16 protein-coding genes and 6 pseudogenes are annotated in these 18,338 nt (G+C 61.1%); 12 read left to right on the top strand and 10 right to left on the bottom strand.

Annotation, left to right across the window (positions count from 1 at the left end; genetic code table 11):
• From DC522_RS36395 to DC522_RS27970, 3 genes and pseudogenes are all read right to left on the bottom strand, one after another.
• A pseudogene (locus DC522_RS36395) lies at positions 1-400 on the bottom strand (transposase); the annotation flags it as partial.
• 322 nt (positions 401-722) lie between these two features.
• A pseudogene (locus tag DC522_RS27965) lies at positions 723-1,196 on the bottom strand (IS5/IS1182 family transposase); the annotation flags it as partial.
• A 26-nt stretch (positions 1,197-1,222) separates the two neighbouring features.
• Positions 1,223-2,248 carry an L-histidine N(alpha)-methyltransferase gene (locus DC522_RS27970; RefSeq protein WP_245444625.1) on the bottom strand — a complete coding sequence of 342 codons (1,026 nt, stop codon included), beginning with the start codon at positions 2,246-2,248 and terminating at the stop codon, positions 1,223-1,225.
• Between the two features lie 256 nt (positions 2,249-2,504).
• Between DC522_RS27970 and DC522_RS27975 the strand changes: the two are divergent.
• The 5 genes and pseudogenes from DC522_RS27975 to DC522_RS27995 all read left to right on the top strand — a co-directional run bounded on the left by DC522_RS27975 (position 2,505) and on the right by DC522_RS27995 (position 6,021).
• Positions 2,505-3,491 (top strand): annotated as a pseudogene (locus DC522_RS27975) (IS5 family transposase).
• A gap of 30 nt (positions 3,492-3,521) precedes the next feature.
• Positions 3,522-3,836, top strand: a complete 315-nt coding sequence (locus DC522_RS27980) for an MBL fold metallo-hydrolase (RefSeq protein ID WP_256369932.1) — start codon at positions 3,522-3,524, stop codon at positions 3,834-3,836.
• A 386-nt stretch (positions 3,837-4,222) separates the two neighbouring features.
• Positions 4,223-4,534 (top strand): LysR family transcriptional regulator, encoded by a 312-nt coding sequence (locus tag DC522_RS37540; RefSeq protein ID WP_116531831.1) that lies wholly within the window; start codon positions 4,223-4,225, stop codon positions 4,532-4,534.
• An 11-nt stretch (positions 4,535-4,545) separates the two neighbouring features.
• Positions 4,546-5,705: pseudogene (locus DC522_RS27990) on the top strand (IS30 family transposase).
• Between the two features lie 19 nt (positions 5,706-5,724).
• The gene (locus DC522_RS27995; protein WP_165820345.1) at positions 5,725-6,021 is read left to right on the top strand and encodes a DDE-type integrase/transposase/recombinase; all 297 of its coding nucleotides are present in this window, start codon (positions 5,725-5,727) and stop codon (positions 6,019-6,021) included.
• Between the two features lie 12 nt (positions 6,022-6,033).
• Here the strand turns inward: DC522_RS27995 and DC522_RS37545 are convergent, their stop codons facing one another.
• Entirely contained in the window at positions 6,034-6,309 is a 276-nt protein-coding gene (locus tag DC522_RS37545) for a recombinase family protein (RefSeq protein WP_116531833.1), read from the bottom strand.
• A 387-nt stretch (positions 6,310-6,696) separates the two neighbouring features.
• Here DC522_RS37545 and DC522_RS28005 point away from each other — a divergent pair.
• From DC522_RS28005 to DC522_RS35085, 7 genes and pseudogenes are all read left to right on the top strand, one after another.
• A pseudogene (locus DC522_RS28005) lies at positions 6,697-7,485 on the top strand (malate synthase G); the annotation flags it as partial.
• Positions 7,486-7,553: 68 nt separating this feature from the next.
• Positions 7,554-8,843, top strand: coding sequence for a citrate synthase (gene gltA, locus DC522_RS28010; protein ID WP_116531834.1), 1,290 nt, complete (start codon positions 7,554-7,556; stop codon positions 8,841-8,843).
• Positions 8,836-9,252, top strand: a complete 417-nt coding sequence (locus DC522_RS28015; protein ID WP_116531835.1) for a hypothetical protein — start codon at positions 8,836-8,838, stop codon at positions 9,250-9,252. The genes gltA and DC522_RS28015 overlap by 8 nt, the downstream gene beginning before the upstream one ends.
• Entirely contained in the window at positions 9,252-11,936 is a 2,685-nt protein-coding gene (ppdK, locus tag DC522_RS28020) for a pyruvate, phosphate dikinase (protein WP_116531836.1), read from the top strand. Before DC522_RS28015 ends, ppdK begins: the two co-directional genes overlap by 1 nt.
• A gap of 678 nt (positions 11,937-12,614) precedes the next feature.
• Positions 12,615-13,496: a 3-methyl-2-oxobutanoate hydroxymethyltransferase gene (panB, locus tag DC522_RS28025; RefSeq protein WP_116531837.1), complete on the top strand. Its 882-nt coding sequence runs from the start codon at positions 12,615-12,617 to the stop codon at positions 13,494-13,496.
• Between the two features lie 9 nt (positions 13,497-13,505).
• Positions 13,506-14,432, top strand: coding sequence for a pantoate--beta-alanine ligase (gene panC / locus DC522_RS28030; protein ID WP_116531838.1), 927 nt, complete (start codon positions 13,506-13,508; stop codon positions 14,430-14,432).
• Positions 14,433-14,437: 5 nt separating this feature from the next.
• Positions 14,438-15,049, top strand: a complete 612-nt coding sequence (locus tag DC522_RS35085) for a hypothetical protein (protein WP_165820344.1) — start codon at positions 14,438-14,440, stop codon at positions 15,047-15,049.
• A 41-nt stretch (positions 15,050-15,090) separates the two neighbouring features.
• Here the strand turns inward: DC522_RS35085 and DC522_RS36400 are convergent.
• The 6 genes and pseudogenes from DC522_RS36400 to DC522_RS28060 form a co-directional block, all read right to left on the bottom strand.
• Positions 15,091-15,616, bottom strand: a pseudogene (locus tag DC522_RS36400) (SIR2 family protein); the annotation flags it as partial.
• 42 nt (positions 15,617-15,658) lie between these two features.
• Complete coding sequence (nifT, locus tag DC522_RS28040) at positions 15,659-15,871, bottom strand: putative nitrogen fixation protein NifT (protein WP_047189144.1); 213 nt, start codon at positions 15,869-15,871, stop codon at positions 15,659-15,661.
• Positions 15,868-16,194, bottom strand: a complete 327-nt coding sequence (locus DC522_RS28045) for a nitrogen fixation protein NifZ (protein WP_116531839.1) — start codon at positions 16,192-16,194, stop codon at positions 15,868-15,870. The genes nifT and DC522_RS28045 overlap by 4 nt, the downstream gene beginning before the upstream one ends.
• Positions 16,195-16,247: 53 nt before the next feature.
• The gene (locus DC522_RS28050) at positions 16,248-16,481 is read right to left on the bottom strand and encodes a 4Fe-4S dicluster domain-containing protein (protein WP_116531840.1); all 234 of its coding nucleotides are present in this window, start codon (positions 16,479-16,481) and stop codon (positions 16,248-16,250) included.
• 34 nt (positions 16,482-16,515) lie between these two features.
• Positions 16,516-17,997 (bottom strand): nitrogenase cofactor biosynthesis protein NifB, encoded by a 1,482-nt coding sequence (gene nifB / locus DC522_RS28055; RefSeq protein WP_116531841.1) that lies wholly within the window; start codon positions 17,995-17,997, stop codon positions 16,516-16,518.
• Positions 17,998-18,239: 242 nt separating this feature from the next.
• A partial coding sequence (locus DC522_RS28060) for a helix-turn-helix domain-containing protein (protein WP_133239389.1) occupies positions 18,240-18,338 on the bottom strand: 99 nt, incomplete at its 5' end.

Consider the following 18,338-nt stretch of genomic DNA (forward strand, 5'->3'; position numbering starts at 1 on the left):
GCGGATCAGGTCACGCATGGCTTCATGCGCCTCATTCCGGCACCCAGACCGGTGTCAACTCACCCGCTCGCTGGAGACGGGCCAGTATGGTGGCATCGCAGCGGTCAGTCTTGACGCGGTCCCCCGATTCGGTGGGGATCAAGGACGGGGCCACTACCTCGCAGCGATGGCCGAGGCCGGTCAGTTAGCGATGAAGACCATAGCCGCAGGGACCAGCCTCGTAGCAGAACGATAGGGTGGTGCCGGGCCGCGCGAGCCGGGCGCGGAGCGTGCTGATGGCCGCCGGATCATTGGCAATCTGACCGAGGTATTCCACGGCGCCGCCGCGCCCGCTCTCGGCCACCGCGACTGAAATCTGGTCCTTGTGGACATCCAACTCCACAAATCTGGTATGCTTCATCAGGCCGGTCTCCTATGCATGAGGCTCTGCACCGGCTGGGCCGGCTTAACCCTCGTACCGTTGCATATCGGATGACGGGCCGCCCTTACGCCCCGCAATCATAGGGATTAGCATCTGGCGATGCCGGCCAAGGCGCCGTATGTAAATCGGCAAAGCCGACAGAATTGTCGGATATCGCTCAAAGGCACTGAGCGTGGTCGGACCCGGCTGTATGAATAACGCTGTCGGAACAGCTGCGATGATGCGAGCGCCGTCGCCGAACAACGAGTGGCGGACGATTGCGACCGTTTCTCGGTTTGTCGACCGTGAACAATGATCGGCGCTAGGCGGCGCGCGGTTTCGCTCTGCCGTGGAGGCAGGCCAGCAGCAGCCACAAAAGCATCCTCAGCCAGTTGAGGAGGAGCGAGAAGTTGTAGCCTGCAGCGGCCGGGACGGCATTGATGGCATCGCCGTGTTCGCCAGCGAGATAGTTGCGGCCCATGCGGTGCTCTGCCTTGACATGGCCGATGACCGGCTCGATGGCGGAGCGGCGCCGCATCTCGCACTTGGTCGCCGGCGTGACGCGGCGCTTCTGGCCGCTGGTGAAGACCCGGAACCGGTGGTTTTCGGGGGCATTGTGGCCGCGGTAGCCGGCGTCGGCGAGCATGCGCTCGATCTCATTGCCGATGGTTTTCTCGATGTCGGGAATGACGGTCGCCAGGGTGTGGCCGTCATAGGAATTGCCGGGCAAAGCCTTGGCATACAGCGCGAACTGGCCGCCCTTCGAGCGTTTCAGCGTGGTCGCGACCGAGACTTGACGCCTCATGGTCATTTTTTGTTCTGTTAATTCACCTTCTCTAACACGTGAATGTCTGAGCCGGCGTTGTCTGAGAGCACATCGATTGACACAAAGCCCGCTCGGTGTGCACATTTTTTGAAAAACAACTCAGAAAAAGAAAATGAGTTCTTTAGATGCAGTCGATCACCACTTAACAGTATAATCTCTTTACCACCAAGGCAAAAGTCCAGATCCCTTTTGACCACCGCAGTGTGTATGACTTGCATGAATTGGTCTTCACCTCTTACATCCGACTCATACTCAAATGCCTCTGGATCGAAATTAGCGTCAACCGGCAGTTCTGCCTTCATTCTATAGAACACGTTTAGCTGAAATTCAGGATGCGTTTCATAGTAGGACTTCGCCACATCCCTCCTCAGATCTGAGCCAATTGAGATCGCAACCCAGCACCTCTTCGCACTATTCGATATCTTCTTCAGCGTCTCGACAACCGCCTCCATGGGGGGCGTATCATTTATTGGGGCGGCAAGATTTCCAAATGTCCGGCCAAACATGACAACAAATGCCGCTTCATCGTCGCAGAAATAGCGTCGCCCAGAGAATATATCGTCGCGTATGAACTCGATTTTCAACCCCAAAGCGGACGACATTTGCGCTATGTCCCCGAGGAACTCTTTTGACCGGTCTACGAGCGTGCAACGTGACGTTTCGCCGCGCAGACCTGTTATAAGGGGAAGCGTTTTCTGTTGGAAGGCTCGCAATGTTCCGGGCCCATACTCCAGAACCGACACCCCTTTACGACATCGTTCGTCCTGATGATACCATTGAACATAATCTCTCACTCTCTCGTGAAGTTTTTGGGTCAATTTGAGTTCCGCATCCACCATATTGGTTGTGCCAGTGACGAGCGCATTACTGATCCTCTGAGCTTCAGCCTTAGCCCATAACAACGCGCCACTCATTGGATTGCCATCCCGGTCGACTCCAGTGTGGTGAGCGTATTGTTCAGGACCTAAATCAGGCGCATATTTTTGCTGAAACAGCTGCAAACTCGTTTCAAGAAAGCTCAAACTGATCTCCTCTCGACCCTTTAGCGGCTCGCTCGTCATAGCAGAAGCGCGGCGCAACCGCCGATAACCCGTTCAGTCTGTGCATGGGATATCTCCATGAACGCAGAGGAGAGGCTACAGGATTGGAAGGAGTAATCCTTGACGTAGATCAAGGGCAACCCGAATTCTAGGACGGTGCACCGTGGCGTTGGTGCATGAATCGTTAGCGGTGTATGTGTAGTCGAGCGGTCATCGAAACAGCCCGTTGGTCGCCGCCATGCCTTTCAAACACAATGCTGCCCGCCGCCATCGTATCGGCAAGATGAAGTTCAAGGTGGCGAACTGGGCGGAATATGAGGCAGGTCTTCACCGGCGTGGCAGCCTGACGCTGTGGATGACCGCGGAGGCGCTGTCGTCTTGGCAAGCGGCGAAGCGGACGACGCGTGGCGGGCAGCCGCGTTATTCCGATCTGGCGATCGAAACGGCCCTGACCGTTGGCCTGGTGTTTGGCCTGCGGCTGCGCCAGACGGAGGGCTTGCTCACATCGGTGCTTGAGTTGATGGGATTGGATCTCGCCGTGCCTGATCATACCACCCTCAGCCGGCGAGCACGGACCTGGCAATCACGAAGGACGGCAGGGTCGCCGGATTCCCGGAGAAGGGCCTGTTCACGTCCTTATCGACAGCACCGGGCTCCAAGTCTACGGCGCCGGCCAGTGGCTGGAAGAAAAGCACGGCGCCAGGTCGCGGAGGAGATGGCGAAAGCTGCATCTGGCGCTGGACGCCGACAGCGGCGAGATCGTAGCCCATGTGATGACTGATCAGGACACCGGCGACGCCTCGCAGGTGGATCCGCTGCTCGACCAGATCGCGGTGCCGATCGGGCAGTTCACCGCCGACGGCGCCTATGACGGCAAACCGACCTACGACGCCGTCACCAGTCACAGCGTCGGCGCCATGGTCGTCATTCCGCCGCGCGTCAACGCGGTGGAAAGGTCGGTCACCGAGCCCTCCAGTCAACGAGACCGTCATATCGCGGCGATCACCACAGACGGCCGGATGAAGTGACAAGCCGTCACGGGTTACGGCAAACGGTCTCTGGTCGAGACCGCCATCGGCCGATACAAGGCCATCATCGGGAGACGGTTGAGGGCGCGGTCGTTCGGCGCCAGCAGACAGAGGTCGCCATCGGCTGCACCGTCCTCAATCGCATGCTGGCATGCGCACGCCCGAAATCCGTCCGTCGCATTGGAACCACCTCATAAAGGACGGCATCAAAGACCATAATCCGCAAAATTCACGATCCCTGCACCAACGCCCATCACACCCTCTCGCCCGAGCACCTGAAGAGGCTGGGGCGCATTGATGTTCTCCTGGTGCCGATCTATAGCGGTTACACGTTGGAAACCTTTGACATGATGGAGGTGCTGCGCGCGATCAATGCACCGCTCATGATTCCGATGCACTTCTTCGGGCCATCGACCCTCAACCGCTTTCTCAGCTCGGCTCGGGAGCACTTTCCGGTGGAGTTCAGCGACACGGCAGCCATCACCCTGTCGCGCGCCACACTGCCGAAGAGCCCGAAGATCCTGACCCTGCCGGGGCATTGAACGGCGGCCGAACATCTCCGAGCCAGACACTCTGACTTTTAATCAGCGGGTCCTGGGTCCGAGTCCCAGCGCGCTCACCACCTCAAACTCTTAACCGGCAAGGGTTTTGGAATTCTTCTGTGCCTGCAGTGCCGTGCCCCTTTTCTTTCGGGCAACGTCACGGGGAACAGCGGGCGAACTTCGAACATCCAAACGCCTCGACTCACGTTGCGCCGGGCAGCCGAACGTCCGCAACCGCGCGATCAGCGGACCTTTACATGGCTGCGCTTAGAGACAGCTTTTGACCCCATAGGAGACTTAAAGAGATATTCTTGTGGTCACGCCAAAGAGGATCGGCTTCCTGAGGCGGTCCTTGCACGAAGGAGCGCATTGCCGAATATAGGCCAATGAACCTGCCGGATTGGACGACCCTGCGTATCTTTCTCGCTGCAATCGAGTGCGGGAGCGTTACACGTGCCTCCGAAAAGTGCGGCATCGCCGTTTCGGCCGCTGCGAAACGCATCCAAGATCTGGAGACGGAACTCGGGGTCCAACTTCTGACCCGGGGTGCGAGGGGCGTAACGCCAACAGTGGCAGGGGAACTCCTCGCCCGGCATGCCCGCACAATGTTCGCTTTCGGTGCCCGCCTTGGAGAGGACCTCCGTGCGGTGGATGGATTCAAGGGGTCAGCGCACCATAATCGATTTTTCGGTGCCTGAAAGGATCCATAATGGCGCGTATGGGGCGGCCGGGCTTGTCGGCAGAGCAGAAAAGAGAACTCTGGGCCCGGTGGAAAGCTGGCGGGTCGCTGAGTGACATCGGCCGTGCTCTTGGCAAGCAGGCCGGTTCAGTCTTTGGCGTCGTGCTCGCCAAAGGAGTCATTGTTCCATCGTTGAGGACATGCTCTCGGCTTTCGCTCGCGTCAGAAGAACGCGAGGAGATATCGCGGGGCCTCGCAGCCGGGTGGTTGTTCCACCAGATCGCGGACCGGCTTGGGCGGTCACCCTCGACCATCAGCCGGGAAGTCCGTCGGAATGGGGGCCGAAGGAGGTTCGTGCCACGCGAGCCGATGAGCGTGCGTGGCAACAAAGTTTACGTCCGAAAGCTTGCCTTCTGGCAATCAACAGGTCCCTCCAGGGTGTGGTAGCCGAAAAGCGCCAGAACCAATGGTCCCCCGAGCAGATCTCAGGGTGGCTCAAGGCTGAACATCGCGATGACAGGACCATGCGCGTATCCCATCAAACGATCTACAAGAGCCTGTTCATTCAAGCCCGCGGCGTCCTGCACAAGGAGCTGACCCGCCATCTGCGAAGCAGACGGGTCATGCGGCGCAGCAAGACAGCGAGCACGGCCGGCCAGCCGAGAGGCCAGATCATTGATGCTGTCTCCATCAGAGATCGCCCTCCTGAAATCGAGGATCGGACCGTGCCGGGGCATTGGGAAGGCGATCTGCTTGCTGGCGGCAAGAACACGCATATTGCCACCCTGGTTGAATGCCAATCTCGGTTTGTCATGCTGGTTCATGTGGAGGGGAAAGACAGCGACAATGTGGTGAAGGCTCTTGTTCGTCAGGTGCAGCAACTACCTCAGGGATTGATGGCGTCGCTGCCCTGGGATCGAGGCATGGAACTGGCCCAGCACAAGCGGTTTAGCGTCGCGACTGACATGGACGTCTACTTCTGCGATCCGCAGAGTCCCTGGCAACGTGGGAGCAACGAGAACACCGATGGCTTGTTACGCCAGTATCTCTCCAAGGGATCGGACCTGTCCGTCCACAGCCAGGATGATCTTGACGCGATTGCACTCAAACTCAACACCCGGCCAAGGAAAACCCTTGGCTTCAGAACCCCTGGCGCTATGCTGGCCGAAGCTGTTGCGCTGATCAATTGAACTCACCCCAAGTTTACTCGTGAGCGACAAGCTGCCGTCCTACGGGGCAGCCCAACGGAAGCTGGGCCTCTCGGCACGCCATGAGCAGGGCTTGCGCAAGAACAACCGGGCGGAAAACTCGCACCAGGTGGTGCGACGACGGGAACGGAAGAGGCAAGGGTTTAAGTCGGCGGGATCAGCCCAGCGCGTCCTCTCCACCCATTCTGCCGTTTACAATTCGTTCAACCTCCGGTGCCATCTCATCCCCCGCCGCACCCTGCGCCGCTTCAGGACCGGGGCGGCAGCCCAGTGGCATCAAGCGACAGTTGCTGCCTGACGAGATCGACCTTCAGCTCCTTTGTTGCTTCACTTCAGTTCCCGTGACAGAGTCCGTGCGGCAGCCGAAGGTCTGCCAATCGATATTCGCCGGGTATTTTTGCCTCACCACAATCCACCAGTCCGTTTCAGGACGCGAGCATTCTCGTGACGGCGCTCCGCTACTCGGGATGATCTTTGCCAAGTCCCTATAGACAAAGCAGCCGGCATAGGGCGGACTCTTCAGGATCGCCGTCACGGCGAGGCAGCACCAGGCCGCGGTCATGCACTGCAGCTGACTATCCGACATGACGCGGTCATCCCCGCTGCCTCCAGCAGCACGCCAGAACCCTTGGAATTACAACCCTCGGTGATCTGGGTTTTCTTGTGCATCCGGAAAAAACGCTCTTCGTCAGCTACTCGTCAGCCAGCCAGTCTATCCAGGCAGGCTGAGCATTCTCGACCTGATTGGAGGTAGAATATGACGGGCATTGGCCGAGCTGGGAAATCGCACGTTGGGGATGCTGGAGCCGAAAGCACGTGGGGATCGAGCAGTTCGCGCTCGGAGACACGTCTTGTCCCTGGGGAAGGCAGCCGATCGTTCGATTCCGTCGTGGAGCGGATGGGCTCTGGGCCTCACGATAGAACGGCGCCGCTCGTGAGCCAGCCACCAACTTCGGGTGTGGCAGCCCCAAGAGGCGACGAGATTCACACCTCGATGGAAGCCGGCCCGATGATCCGCAAGAACGACATGAAGTCGACGGCCTGGATCAAGGCCTACGAGGACAACAACGTGGATGTGGGTCTCGCCTGCGGCCTGCCGGGCCACGCGCAGATCGGCAAGGGCATGTGGGCCGCACCCGACAAGATGGCCGACATGCTGGCGCAGAAGATCGGCCATCCGCAGGCAGGCGCGAACACCGCCTGGGTGCCGTCGCCAACGGCCGCGACGCTGCACGCGCTGCACTATCATCAGGTGAACGTGCAGGCGCGTCAGGCCGAGCTGAAGTCGCGTTCGCGCGCAAAGCTCTCCGACATTCTCACCATTCCGGTGTCGCAATCGAACTGGGCGCCGGATGCCGTACAGCAGGAGCTCGACAATAATTGCCAAGGCATTCTCGGCTACGTGGTGCGCTGGATCGACCAGGGCGTCGGCTGCTCCAAGGTGCCGGACATTCATGATGTCGGCCTGATGGAAGATCGCGCGACCTTGCGCATCTCCAGCCAGCACCTCGCCAACTGGCTGCGCCACGGCATCGTCACGCAGGACCAGGTGATGCAGACCCTGCGCCGCATGGCGGAAGTGGTGGACCGGCAGAATGCGGGCGATCCGCTCTACCGGCCCATGGCGCCGGGCTTCGACGGACCCGCCTTCCAGGCGGCCTGCGACCTGATCTTCAAGGGCGTGGAGCAGCCCAACGGCTACACCGAGTGGGTTCTCCATGCGCGCCGCCGTGAGGCGGAGATGCACGGCAGGTTACACTAGAGTACAACCAGCCTTTTCACATTTCCCGATGATCACGGGCTCTGCCCACTTACCTGAACGATTTATCCATGAGTTCCAACTCCACACTCTCAGTCGACAACAAGGCCGTGGAACTACCGGTGATGGAGGGCACGATCGGCCCGAGCGTCATCGATATTTCGAAACTCTATGCGCAGACCGGGATGTTCACCTACGATCCCGGCTTCACTTCGACAGCCGCCACCGAGGCGAAGATCACTTATATCGACGGCGACAAGGGCATTCTCCTCTACCGGGGCTACCCCATCGATCAGCTCGCCGAGCACGGCGACTTCCTCGAGACCTGCTATCTGCTGCTCTACGGCGAGCTGCCGACCGCGGCTCAGAAGGCCGACTTCGACTACCGCGTCACGCGCCACACCATGGTGCACGACCAGATGAACCGGCTCTTCACCGGCTTCCGCCGCGATGCTCACCCGATGGCGATCATGGTGGCCTGCGTCGGCGCGCTCTCGGCGTTCTACCATGACTCGACCGACATCTCGGATCCGCACCAGCGCATGATCGCGTCCATGCGCATGATCGCGAAGATGCCGACGCTGGCTGCCATGGCCTACAAGTACTCCATCGGCCAGCCCTTCGTGTATCCGCAGAATGACTTGGACTACACCTCGAACTTCCTGCGCATGTGCTTCGCGGTGCCTGCCGAGGAATACAAGGTGAACCCGGTCCTCGCGCGCGCTCTGGACCGTATCTTCATCCTGCACGCCGACCACGAGCAGAACGCCTCGACCTCGACGGTGCGTCTCGCCGGCTCCTCGGGCGCCAATCCCTTCGCCTGCATCGCCGCCGGCATTGCCTGCCTCTGGGGCCCTGCCCATGGCGGTGCGAACGAAGCCGCCCTCAAGATGCTGGAAGAAATCGGCACGCCCGACCGGATTCCCGAGTACATCGCCAAGGCGAAGGACAAGAACGATCCGTTCCGCCTCATGGGCTTCGGCCACCGGGTCTACAAGAACTACGATCCGCGTGCCCGCATCATGCAGAAGACCACCCACGAGGTGCTCAACGAGCTCGGCATCAAGGACGACCCGCTGCTCGATGTCGCCATGGAGCTCGAGCAGATCGCGCTGAAGGACGAGTACTTCATCGAGAAGAAGCTCTACCCGAACATCGACTTCTATTCGGGCATCACGCTGAAGGCGATGGGCTTCCCGACCTCGATGTTCACGGTGCTGTTCGCGCTCGCCCGCACGGTGGGCTGGATCGCCCAGTGGAGCGAGATGATCGAGGATCCGTCCCAGCGCATCGGCCGCCCGCGCCAGCTCTACACCGGCGCGCCGCAGCGCCCGTACATCTTGGAGGCTCGTCGTGGATAGCCAAAGTCTCTCTGTTTGGCAGAATAGCCGTGCACCAGTGCAGCGGGTGTACAATGCCAAAGGACCGCGGCCCAGGCCCAAACTCCTGGAGTCCTTCTATTCGACCCCACTTAAGCCCGATTACTTCGAGCAAGAAATCCTTCAGGCCTATGTTCAGTTGGCCACGACGCCGGAGCAACCCAATGGCACGCGGACTACGACACTTGCACGGTTCGGCAGTGTGGAGATCCGGCTGACCGAGATGCCGAGGTCGGAGGATGGTCCGTCGTACATTCCGCCGTTCTGGCTGGAGGTTTACTCCCATGATATTGGCGAGACGATCGACAGCTGTGGTTGCTTTGAGTTTAGCGAGACTGAGCTGGCTGTCGCTGCCGACGTCGTGCATGAACATATGACAAGGGCGAAGTAATGTCGCAATGGAAGTGGGTTTACACCTTCGGAGACGGGAAGGCCGAAGGCCAGGCGGGAATGAAGAACCTGCTTGGCGGCAAGGGGGCGAACCTCGCCGAAATGTCCAACTTAGGGCTGCCGGTGCCGCCGGGCTTCACCATCACCACCGAAGTCTGCACCTATTACTACGACCATGGCCGCTCCTATCCGCAGGAACTGAAGGGGCAGGTCGAGAAGGCCCTCGACTTCGTCGGCCGCCTCACGGGCCGCACCTTCGGTGATGCCCAGAACCCGCTTCTCGTCTCCGTCCGCTCCGGCGCGCGGGCCTCTATGCCCGGCATGATGGACACGGTGCTCAATCTCGGCCTCAATGACGTCACTGTCGAGGCGCTCGCCAAGGGTGCGGGCGACGAGCGCTTCGCCTATGATTCCTACCGCCGCTTCATCACCATGTATTCCAACGTGGTGCTCGATATCGGCCATCACCACTTCGAGGAGGTGCTCGACGAGTTCAAGGACCGCAAGGGCTACACCCTCGACACGGATCTTACCGCCGCCGACTGGAAGAGCCTGATCCCGCGCTACAAGGATCTGGTCCAGAAGGAACTCGGCAAGCCCTTCCCGCAGGATCCGCAGGAGCAGCTTTGGGGCGCCATCGGCGCCGTGTTCGGCTCGTGGATGAACAACCGCGCCATCAAGTATCGCGAGCTGCACTCCATTCCGGCGAGCTGGGGCACGGCGGTGAACGTGCAGGCCATGGTGTTCGGCAACATGGGCGAGACCTCCGCCACGGGCGTGGCGTTTACCCGCAATCCCTCGACCGGTGAGAAGCAGCTCTATGGCGAGTTCCTCATCAACGCTCAAGGAGAAGACGTGGTGGCGGGCATCCGCACGCCGCAGGACATCACGGAGGCCGCGCGCATCGCCTCGGGTTCCGACAAGCCCTCGATGGAACAGGCAATGCCGCAGGCCTATGCCGAGCTGGTGCGCATCTACGGCATTCTCGAGAAGCACTACCGTGACATGCAGGACATGGAATTCACGGTCGAGAAGGGCAAGCTCTGGATGCTCCAGACCCGCAACGGCAAGCGCACCGCGAAGGCGGCGCTCCGCATCGCGGTGGAGCTCGCCAACGAGGGCCTGATCACGCAGGAAGAAGCGATCACCCGCGTCGAGCCCGCGGCACTCGACCAGCTTCTGCACCCGACCATCGATCCGAAGGCCGAGCGCAAGATTCTCGCGAGCGGTTTGCCTGCATCGCCGGGCGCGGCTTCGGGCGAGATCGTGTTCAACTCGGATGATGCGGAGACCGCGAAGAAGGCAGGCCGCAAGGTCATTCTCGTGCGCGTCGAAACATCGCCGGAAGATATCCACGGCATGCACGCGGCCGAAGGCATTCTCACCACGCGCGGCGGCATGACCTCGCACGCGGCGGTGGTCGCACGCGGCATGGGCAAGCCCTGCGTTTCCGGCGCGGGCTCGATCCGTGTCGATTACGCCGCGCAGACCATGACGGTGGCAGGACAGACGCTTAAAAAAGGCGATGTCCTCACCATCGACGGCTCGAACGGGCAGGTGCTGCTCGGTCAGGTGAAGATGCTGGAGCCCGAACTCTCCGGCGAGTTCGCAACGCTCATGGGCTGGGCCGACAAGGTGCGCCACATGAAGGTGCGCGCCAATGCGGAAACGCCGCTTGACGCCAAGACCGCCCGCACCTTCGGGGCGGAAGGCATTGGCCTGTGCCGTACCGAGCACATGTTCTTCGAGGGCGACCGCATCGTGGCGGTGCGCGAGATGATCCTCTCCGATGACGAGGCGGGCCGTCGCGCGGCGCTCGCCAAGCTGCTGCCGATGCAGCGCAAGGACTTCGTCGAGCTGTTCACGATCATGAGCGGCCTGCCCGTCACGATCCGCCTGCTCGATCCGCCGCTGCACGAGTTCCTGCCGCACTCGGAAGAGGAGATGGAGGACGTGGCGAAGGCCATGAATGCGCCGGTGGACAAGCTCAAGCGCCGCGCGATCGAACTGCACGAGTTCAACCCGATGCTCGGCTTCCGCGGCTGCCGTCTGGCGGTGGCTTATCCGGAGATCGCCGAGATGCAGGCGCGCGCCATCTTCGAGGCGGCGGTGGAGGCCGGCCGCACGACCGGTCAGCCCGTTGTGCCGGAAGTGATGGTACCGCTGGTCATGACGAAGCCGGAGCTCGACCTCGTGAAGGATCGCATCGTCGCCATGGCGGAAGCTGTCGCCAAGGAATCCGGCGTGAAGGTCGAGTATCAGGTCGGCACCATGATCGAGCTGCCGCGCGCGGCTCTGCGTGCTGGCGAAATCGCGGAATCGGCGGAGTTCTTCTCCTTCGGTACCAACGATCTGACGCAGACGACGCTCGGCATCTCACGTGATGACGCAGCCTCGTTCCTCGGTCCCTACACGCAAAAAGGCCTGCTGCCCGCCGATCCGTTCGTCACCATCGACCAGGAAGGCGTGGGCGAGCTGGTGAAGCTCGCAACTGAGCGCGGCAGGAAGACGAGGAGCACCATCAAGCTCGGCATCTGCGGCGAGCATGGCGGCGATCCGGCGTCGATCCACTTCTGCCAGTCGGTCGGGCTCGACTACGTGTCCTGCTCGCCCTATCGCGTGCCGATCGCGCGCCTTGCGGCCGCGCAGGCGGCGCTCGGCAACAAGGCAGCGAGCCAGGCGTGATGGGTGAAACAACGCGTGACGGCTCAAGCGCTCGCGGTGCGCTCATCTGAAACGAAAGCAGACTGCCCCCTTTCGGCCGAGCATAAAGGAGACCTGATGCAATGAACCTGCAGGAAATGGCGCCGTGGCTCGGGCGCTCTACGAGATCCAGGAGGACGCACGCGACTAGGATCGGGCGCCCGAGCAGTGCAAAGCGACGTTTCGCGAGGAGACCCGAGCAGTCTTTGCTGCTCTCGACAAACATGACAGGCAGGATCGCACCTCGAGGTCAGTTCAGCCGCTCTTGTCTTATGGTGCCGAGTCCGATCGGTATGCGTTGTTTGTCACGCCCGACAAGAGAAGAAAGCACTAAGCGAGAGAAGAATTATAGGATATGCGTCTCTTGAAGTTCGGCTGGCTGCTACGGTAGTAAGTCGAGCAACTAAATATGACTTACTACTGGCTATCCAGCGGCCATGCGAGTGCGTTGACTTGATAACCGTGCATGCATTTTCTGTACCAGCAGGGCCAATCAAGCTTACGAGCATGTTGGGAAAGATATGTCGTGTGCTATATATATATTATGCAGACGTGAGCTTGATCCATGACGGTTATCACGGGGCGGATGCTGCCTTGATCTGATCGGGGTCAAGAAAGTGACTTCCGATTAGTGCAACTGCTCGAGCAAAGGATAACGTGATGAGTCATTTCTCCTCATCGGATGCACCAGCGGTCACAATCCCGCTGCTCCAGCAGTGGACTCGTGAGGGCCGACGGCTAGTGATGACCACAGCCTATGATGCCGTGACGGCCCGCTTGGCTGATCCTGTGGTCGACATGATCCTGGTCGGCGATAGCGTCGGCAATGTGTGCCTCGGCTTCGACAACACGCTGTCGGTCAGCATGGCGATGATGAACCATCATCTCGAAGCAGTGGCGCGCACCCGTCCACGCGCCCTGCTCGTGGCCGACATGCCGTATCTCAGCTACCATCTCAGTCTGGAGGACACCTTGCGCAATGCCGGTGGCTTCCTGCAGCGGGGCGCCGGCGCCGTGAAGCTCGAGGGCGGCGCCAAGCGCCTGCCTACCATCCGCGCGCTGATCGACTGCGAGATCCCGGTGATGGGGCACTTGGGCCTGACGCCGCAGAGCGTGCATGCCATGGGCGGCTTCAAGGTGCAGGGCAGGGCAGCCGACGACGCCCTCCGGATCCTGGAGGACGCGCATCGGCTGCAGGAGGCGGGCTGCTTTGCGCTCGTGCTCGAGGGCATCCCTGCGGAGCTCGCGGCGCGGATCACTCAGAGCCTGAGCATCCCCACGATCGGCATCGGGGCCGGCCCGCATTGCTCCGGCCAGGTGCTGGTGCTGCACGACGTGCTCGGGCTGACACAGGGACACAGGCCCAAGTTCGTGCGCACCTACATCGACGGCTTTGATCTGTTGCAGCAGGCGCTCTCACACTGGGCCGAGGACGTGCGCCGCGGCGTCTTTCCGTCAGCTGCCGAAACCTATGCCCTGCCGGCCGAAGCCCAGGCGGCGGTGTCCGCCTGGGCGCCACCCCTGTCCACGACCAGCGTCTGAGGCCTCCCGATGCTTACCTGCCGCACGATCAAGTCCCTGACCCAGTGCCTGAAAGGCTACCGCGCTGCAGGCCTGCGGGTGGGCTTTGTGCCGACCATGGGCTTCCTGCACGAGGGCCATCGCGCACTCATCCAGGAGAGCGTCGCCCACTGCGACATCACCGTGGTGAGCATCTTCGTCAACCCCGCCCAGTTCGGCCCAACCGAGGACCTCGATCGCTACCCGCGCGCGCTGGAGCGGGATCACGAACTCTGCCGCACGGCGGGTGTGAGCCTGATCTTCGTGCCGGATGCGAGCGAGATCTATCCGCCTGGGTTTCAGATCTACGTTGAACCCGGGCCCGTGGCTGAGCCGCTATGCGGCGCCTTTCGGCCTGGACACTTCCGTGGGGTGGCGACGGTCGTCACCAAGCTGTTCCACATCGTGCAGCCGGATGTGGCCTTCTTCGGCCAGAAGGACTTTCAGCAATGTGCCGTGATCCGGCAGCTGGTGCGGGATCTGAACTTAGGCGTCGAGATCGTGACGGTGCCGACCGTGCGCGAGCCCGATGGACTCGCCCTGAGCAGCCGCAACAGCTATCTGAGCTCCGCCGATCGCGAGAGGGCCCGCTGCCTCAGCCAGGGCCTGTTTGCCGCCCAGGCGGCTTTCCAGGAGGGTGAGCGGGACAGCCAGAGGCTGGTCGAGACGGCGCGGGCCCAAATAACGGAAGTCGATCAGCTGCAGTATCTCGAGCTGCGAGATGCCGGGACGCTGGCGGCGATCACAGGATTGGTGGAGCGTCCCGCCGCCCTGTGTGTCGCCGCTTATGTCGGGACCACCCGCCTGATCGACAACGTGCTCCTGACCCCTCCACCGACAGCTCTGGCCGATCACGAGCTAGAGTTGGTCTCGCATGTCATCAATCGGCAGGCCACGGCCGGTGCGGAAGAGCCCTGACCGTCATGACGGCACGATCCGCGACCGATGCTCTCATTCAGGACCTGAGCACCCGCCTGATCGCCGGGGCAACCGCCACCGAAACCCTCCTGGCCTGGTGTGACGAGCATGGTCTCTCGCAGGGACCGATCAGCGTCGAGTGCCGTCAGCGGCAAGTGCTGTCCGCCGTGCCGGACGACGTGAGAGCCGCTTTAGCTCCCGCTGCGGACGACACCGTCCATTTCCGGCAGGTTCGCATCATGCGTGGCCCTCTGTCGCTCGCGAGGGCTGAGAACTGGTTTGTGCCCCAACGCCTGACAGCGCACATGACTGAGGCTCTGCTAACGACGGATGTGCCGTTTGGAACCGTCGTTGCGCCGCTCCGTCCCTCCCGCCGCACCCTCACTGCGTGCGTTCGGCCGCTCACAGCTGATCCTTCTGAGGATCCGCCGCTGCTCGGCGCCTCAGCGCGCCAGTCCCAACCTGCTGTCATCCTGGAGCATAAAACTGTGCTCCTCAGCGGGACCGGAACCGCGCTCGCGCTCGTGACGGAGAGGTTTTTCTCCAACCTCGTCTCGTTTGCGGCCTCAAAGTCATCCTTGAGCCGAGATCTCGACGGGAGATCGCGCACAGGATGAGCGACGCAGCAGGTGAGGCTTGAGCGATGACGTCCCAACCTGCCCTGACGCGTACAGAGAATTGTCTTTGCCGCTGATCCGGGTTTGAGTTCCCTCTCAAACAAATCGTAGGTTTTCGTCCAAATGTTGCCGATTTCATTCGCCCGCGTGACGCCTTGTATCTCGACGAGGTCCGTTCGGCCGGTTTCTGCCAGGGCCGCGCGCATGGCGCTGTCATACCAGCTGTCAACGATGAGGGACAGCGGCAGCGTTGCGGGCCAGGCGTGGAGGACGGTCGGTGCCGCCAGCGCTGCGAATAGCTCGGCGATCCAAGCTTGAAGCGTCCGACGATGCTGGCGCTGTTCGATGAACTGCGCGACCGACCACATATTGGTGCGGATCTTGGACGGGGCTGGCGCCCGCGTGTGCGGTACAGGCGGTTCCGCGGAGCTGAGCCGCAGGAGACCCGGATCGGGATAGGGGGATGATCTCATCGGCGGCGAGCGCTTCCTTCAGCAGGTCAAGCCTCTTTTCGGCATCACTGTTTTGCATGACGAAGAGATGGCCCGAGGTAAGGGTCGTGTTCATGCTCGCTTCCTCTTGCCGCTGTCATCCTGTCAACCGGCAGCCTCAGTCCTCGTCGGAAATCTTCCTTGCCTCGACGGTGATCGGCAGACGCGTACCCTGCGGAAGGTCGGGCAGGACGAGCCGCCAGCCGTTCCTGAGCGTTACGGCGCCGCCCCACAAATCTTCATTCTCGACCTCGATGATCGGCTCTTCGAGATCCTTCTTGGGAACATACGCCGACAAGCCGGCGCCAGTCCTGCGGATCATGACCTTCATCTGGCTGTTCCTTCACTAGGACCAACCGTGGTTTCGGCACTGCAAGGAGACCCGGCTTTGTCGAGACTCATCAGTTCACGCGCGCGCATGCCGACGACGGTACCACGATCGACCCATTCGACCGCATAGATGTAGAACTGCTGGAGAAAGGTGCCGACGTCGCGCACATAACCGTCGTCTCCCTTTCGCACGAGGTTTTCGCCGATCTCCCTGCCAGGATAGGTTCCGTCATTACTGATGTTGCGTGTGGCACGGACCCGCTCACCCGGCATAAATCGTGGAGGCTTGCGGATTTCGACCTCCTGTTCGCGTCCGAGGCCCATGGCCGTTCCTTTCTGGCGGCTGCAGCTTGTCAATAGAGAAGTTCGAGGCCTCCTCAGGAGGCGGCCCCAACCGTGTCGGTAGCCGAATTGGAGATCGCGGGAACACAGGTCTTCGGCACCGGACAAACCGAGGCGCATTGCTGCGTATCGAAGACCCCCTCGCATTCAGTGCACTTGTCCGGATCGATCACGTAGGTTTCACCCTTGAACTTGATTGCGCCGGAGGCACATTCGAACAGGCAGGCACCGCACTGGGTGCATTGGGATGCGATGATCTTGAAGGCCATTTTTCGACTCCGGTTTCGGTTGGTATGAGACCGCTCATGCCGTTGCCGCCAGAGGTTCGACCCCAAACTCGGCGGTGTAAAGCGCGCTGATCGCAGTCTCGATGTAGTCATAGCCATAAGCGTCCATTGCTCGGATTCCGGCTCCCGTGAGCTGATCCTTGGGGCAATCTCCAATCTTAGCGCACAGCACGATGTCTATGCCTGCGAGCGCAGCGATGACGCCGTCGAGGGTGGCGTCCTCGCCCCAGCCGCCGCGGCAATACTGCTCGACCTTGCGATGCCCGACGAAGCTGATTCCTGTCGGCGAGGCCTCATAAATTTGGAATTCCTTCGAATGGCCGAAGTGTTCGTTGACGCGGCCGCCACCCTTAGTCGCCACCGCGACGAGCAGCGACTTGCCGGAGCCGGCTGCCTTGACCATCCTGGTCGCCGCACTCTTAGCAGCCACGTGATCGCCGCGCTCACGCGCGACCACCTCCCGATAGGCCTCGCGCTTGCTGGGATCGTAGGTGACCTCGCCGGGAATCTGGTCGAGCGTGAATTCCTGACCACGATCCGAGACGAGCAGGCCGACGGCATCGGCCCGGCACTGCCGGCAATGGCGCATCAACTTGGCGCCACCTTCGAGACGATCCTGAAGAGCCTTTAGCTCCATCGCATTTGGGCCGCGCTGCCCGGTCAGGCCGTAATATGCACCGTGGGCCGGGTCGGAAATCAGCGGCATGACGTTGTGCAGGAATGCGCCGCGCTCCTTGACCCATTTATTCACCTCGATCAGGTGCTCGTCGTTGATGTCAGGGATCATCACCGAATTGATCTTGGTAAGAATGCCGCGCGCGGTCAGCATTTCCAAGCCCAACATCTGTCGCTTGTGCAGGATCCGGGCGGCTTCGATGCCGGTGTAGCGGCGGTGGTCATAAAAGATCCAAGGATAAATCTTTGCGCCGACTTCCGGGTCGACCATGTTGATGGTGATCGTCACGTGATCGACATTCATGTCGGCAAGCTCGGCGACATGGTCCGGCAGCGCGAGCCCATTGGTGGAGATGCACAGCTTGATGTCAGGGATTTCCCTGGCGACTTGTTCGAACGTGGCCTTGGTCTTCTTCCAATCGTAACAGGCATCGCCCGGTCCGGCGATGCCGAGCACGGAAAGCTGCGGCACTTTGTTGGCGACCGCCATCACCTTGCGCAGCGCCTGCTCGGGCGTCAGCTTTTCCGAGACAACCCCAGGTCGGCTTTCGTTGGCGCAGTCATATTTGCGATTGCAATAGTTGCACTGGATGTTGCAGGCTGGGGCGACCGCGACGTGCATGCGCGCGAAATAGTGGTGCGCTTCCTCTGAAAAGCAGGGGTGATCCTTAATCTTCTCCCAGATAGCCGAATCCATGTCGTCCGGCTTTGCGGACGAGCCGCAGGATGAAGACGTGCAGCCGCCGGATTTCGCAGTCGCCAGCAACTGGTCGAAGGATTTCGTGCTGGTCAGGCTCTCAAGCGAAATCATCGGTTCGGACATCGAACGGCTCCATTGCTGGGTGAGCGTCGCAGCTCAAAACGCAAGAGCGATGCCACTCTTAAAAAACGATTCAACTCAATGTGTTGGCTTTTCGTGTCCGATTCTGACGGTTTGCTCCGACACAATTTTGTCAGGCTTCCGACAATGGTCAAACGAACTGAGTCGCGAGTGGCGCCGCGTCTCAGGCGCACAGAGCGCGACGAGGGGCATCCCCGGCCTGACGTTTGAAGTCCTCAGGACGTTTAGAACTGTTTCAGCTTGATGCCATGCCGGCGCAGGGCATAGCCGACCTGCCGCGGCGTGAGGCCCAGGATACGCGCCGCCTTGGCCTGAACCCAGCC

Source organism: Microvirga sp. KLBC 81 (assembly GCF_003075415.1).
In the GTDB taxonomy this organism is placed as follows: Bacteria; Pseudomonadota; Alphaproteobacteria; order Rhizobiales; family Beijerinckiaceae; genus Microvirga.

Excerpts from the sequence above, each read along its gene's own strand:
- DC522_RS37540 (WP_116531831.1), top strand. The coding sequence starts at position 4,223 with ATGAACCTGCCGGATTGGACGACCCTGCGTATCTTTCTCGCTGCAATC.
- ppdK (WP_116531836.1), top strand. The coding sequence starts at position 9,252 with ATGTCGCAATGGAAGTGGGTTTACACCTTCGGAGACGGGAAGGCCGAA.
- DC522_RS28050 (WP_116531840.1), bottom strand. The coding sequence starts at position 16,481 with ATGGCCTTCAAGATCATCGCATCCCAATGCACCCAGTGCGGTGCCTGC.
- DC522_RS28045 (WP_116531839.1), bottom strand. The coding sequence starts at position 16,194 with ATGGGCCTCGGACGCGAACAGGAGGTCGAAATCCGCAAGCCTCCACGA.
- DC522_RS37545 (WP_116531833.1), bottom strand. The coding sequence starts at position 6,309 with ATGTCGGATAGTCAGCTGCAGTGCATGACCGCGGCCTGGTGCTGCCTC.
- panC (WP_116531838.1), top strand. The coding sequence starts at position 13,506 with ATGCTTACCTGCCGCACGATCAAGTCCCTGACCCAGTGCCTGAAAGGC.
- nifT (WP_047189144.1), bottom strand. The coding sequence starts at position 15,871 with ATGAAGGTCATGATCCGCAGGACTGGCGCCGGCTTGTCGGCGTATGTT.
- panB (WP_116531837.1), top strand. The coding sequence starts at position 12,615 with ATGAGTCATTTCTCCTCATCGGATGCACCAGCGGTCACAATCCCGCTG.
- DC522_RS35085 (WP_165820344.1), top strand. The coding sequence starts at position 14,438 with ATGACGGCACGATCCGCGACCGATGCTCTCATTCAGGACCTGAGCACC.
- gltA (WP_116531834.1), top strand. The coding sequence starts at position 7,554 with ATGAGTTCCAACTCCACACTCTCAGTCGACAACAAGGCCGTGGAACTA.
- nifB (WP_116531841.1), bottom strand. The coding sequence starts at position 17,997 with ATGTCCGAACCGATGATTTCGCTTGAGAGCCTGACCAGCACGAAATCC.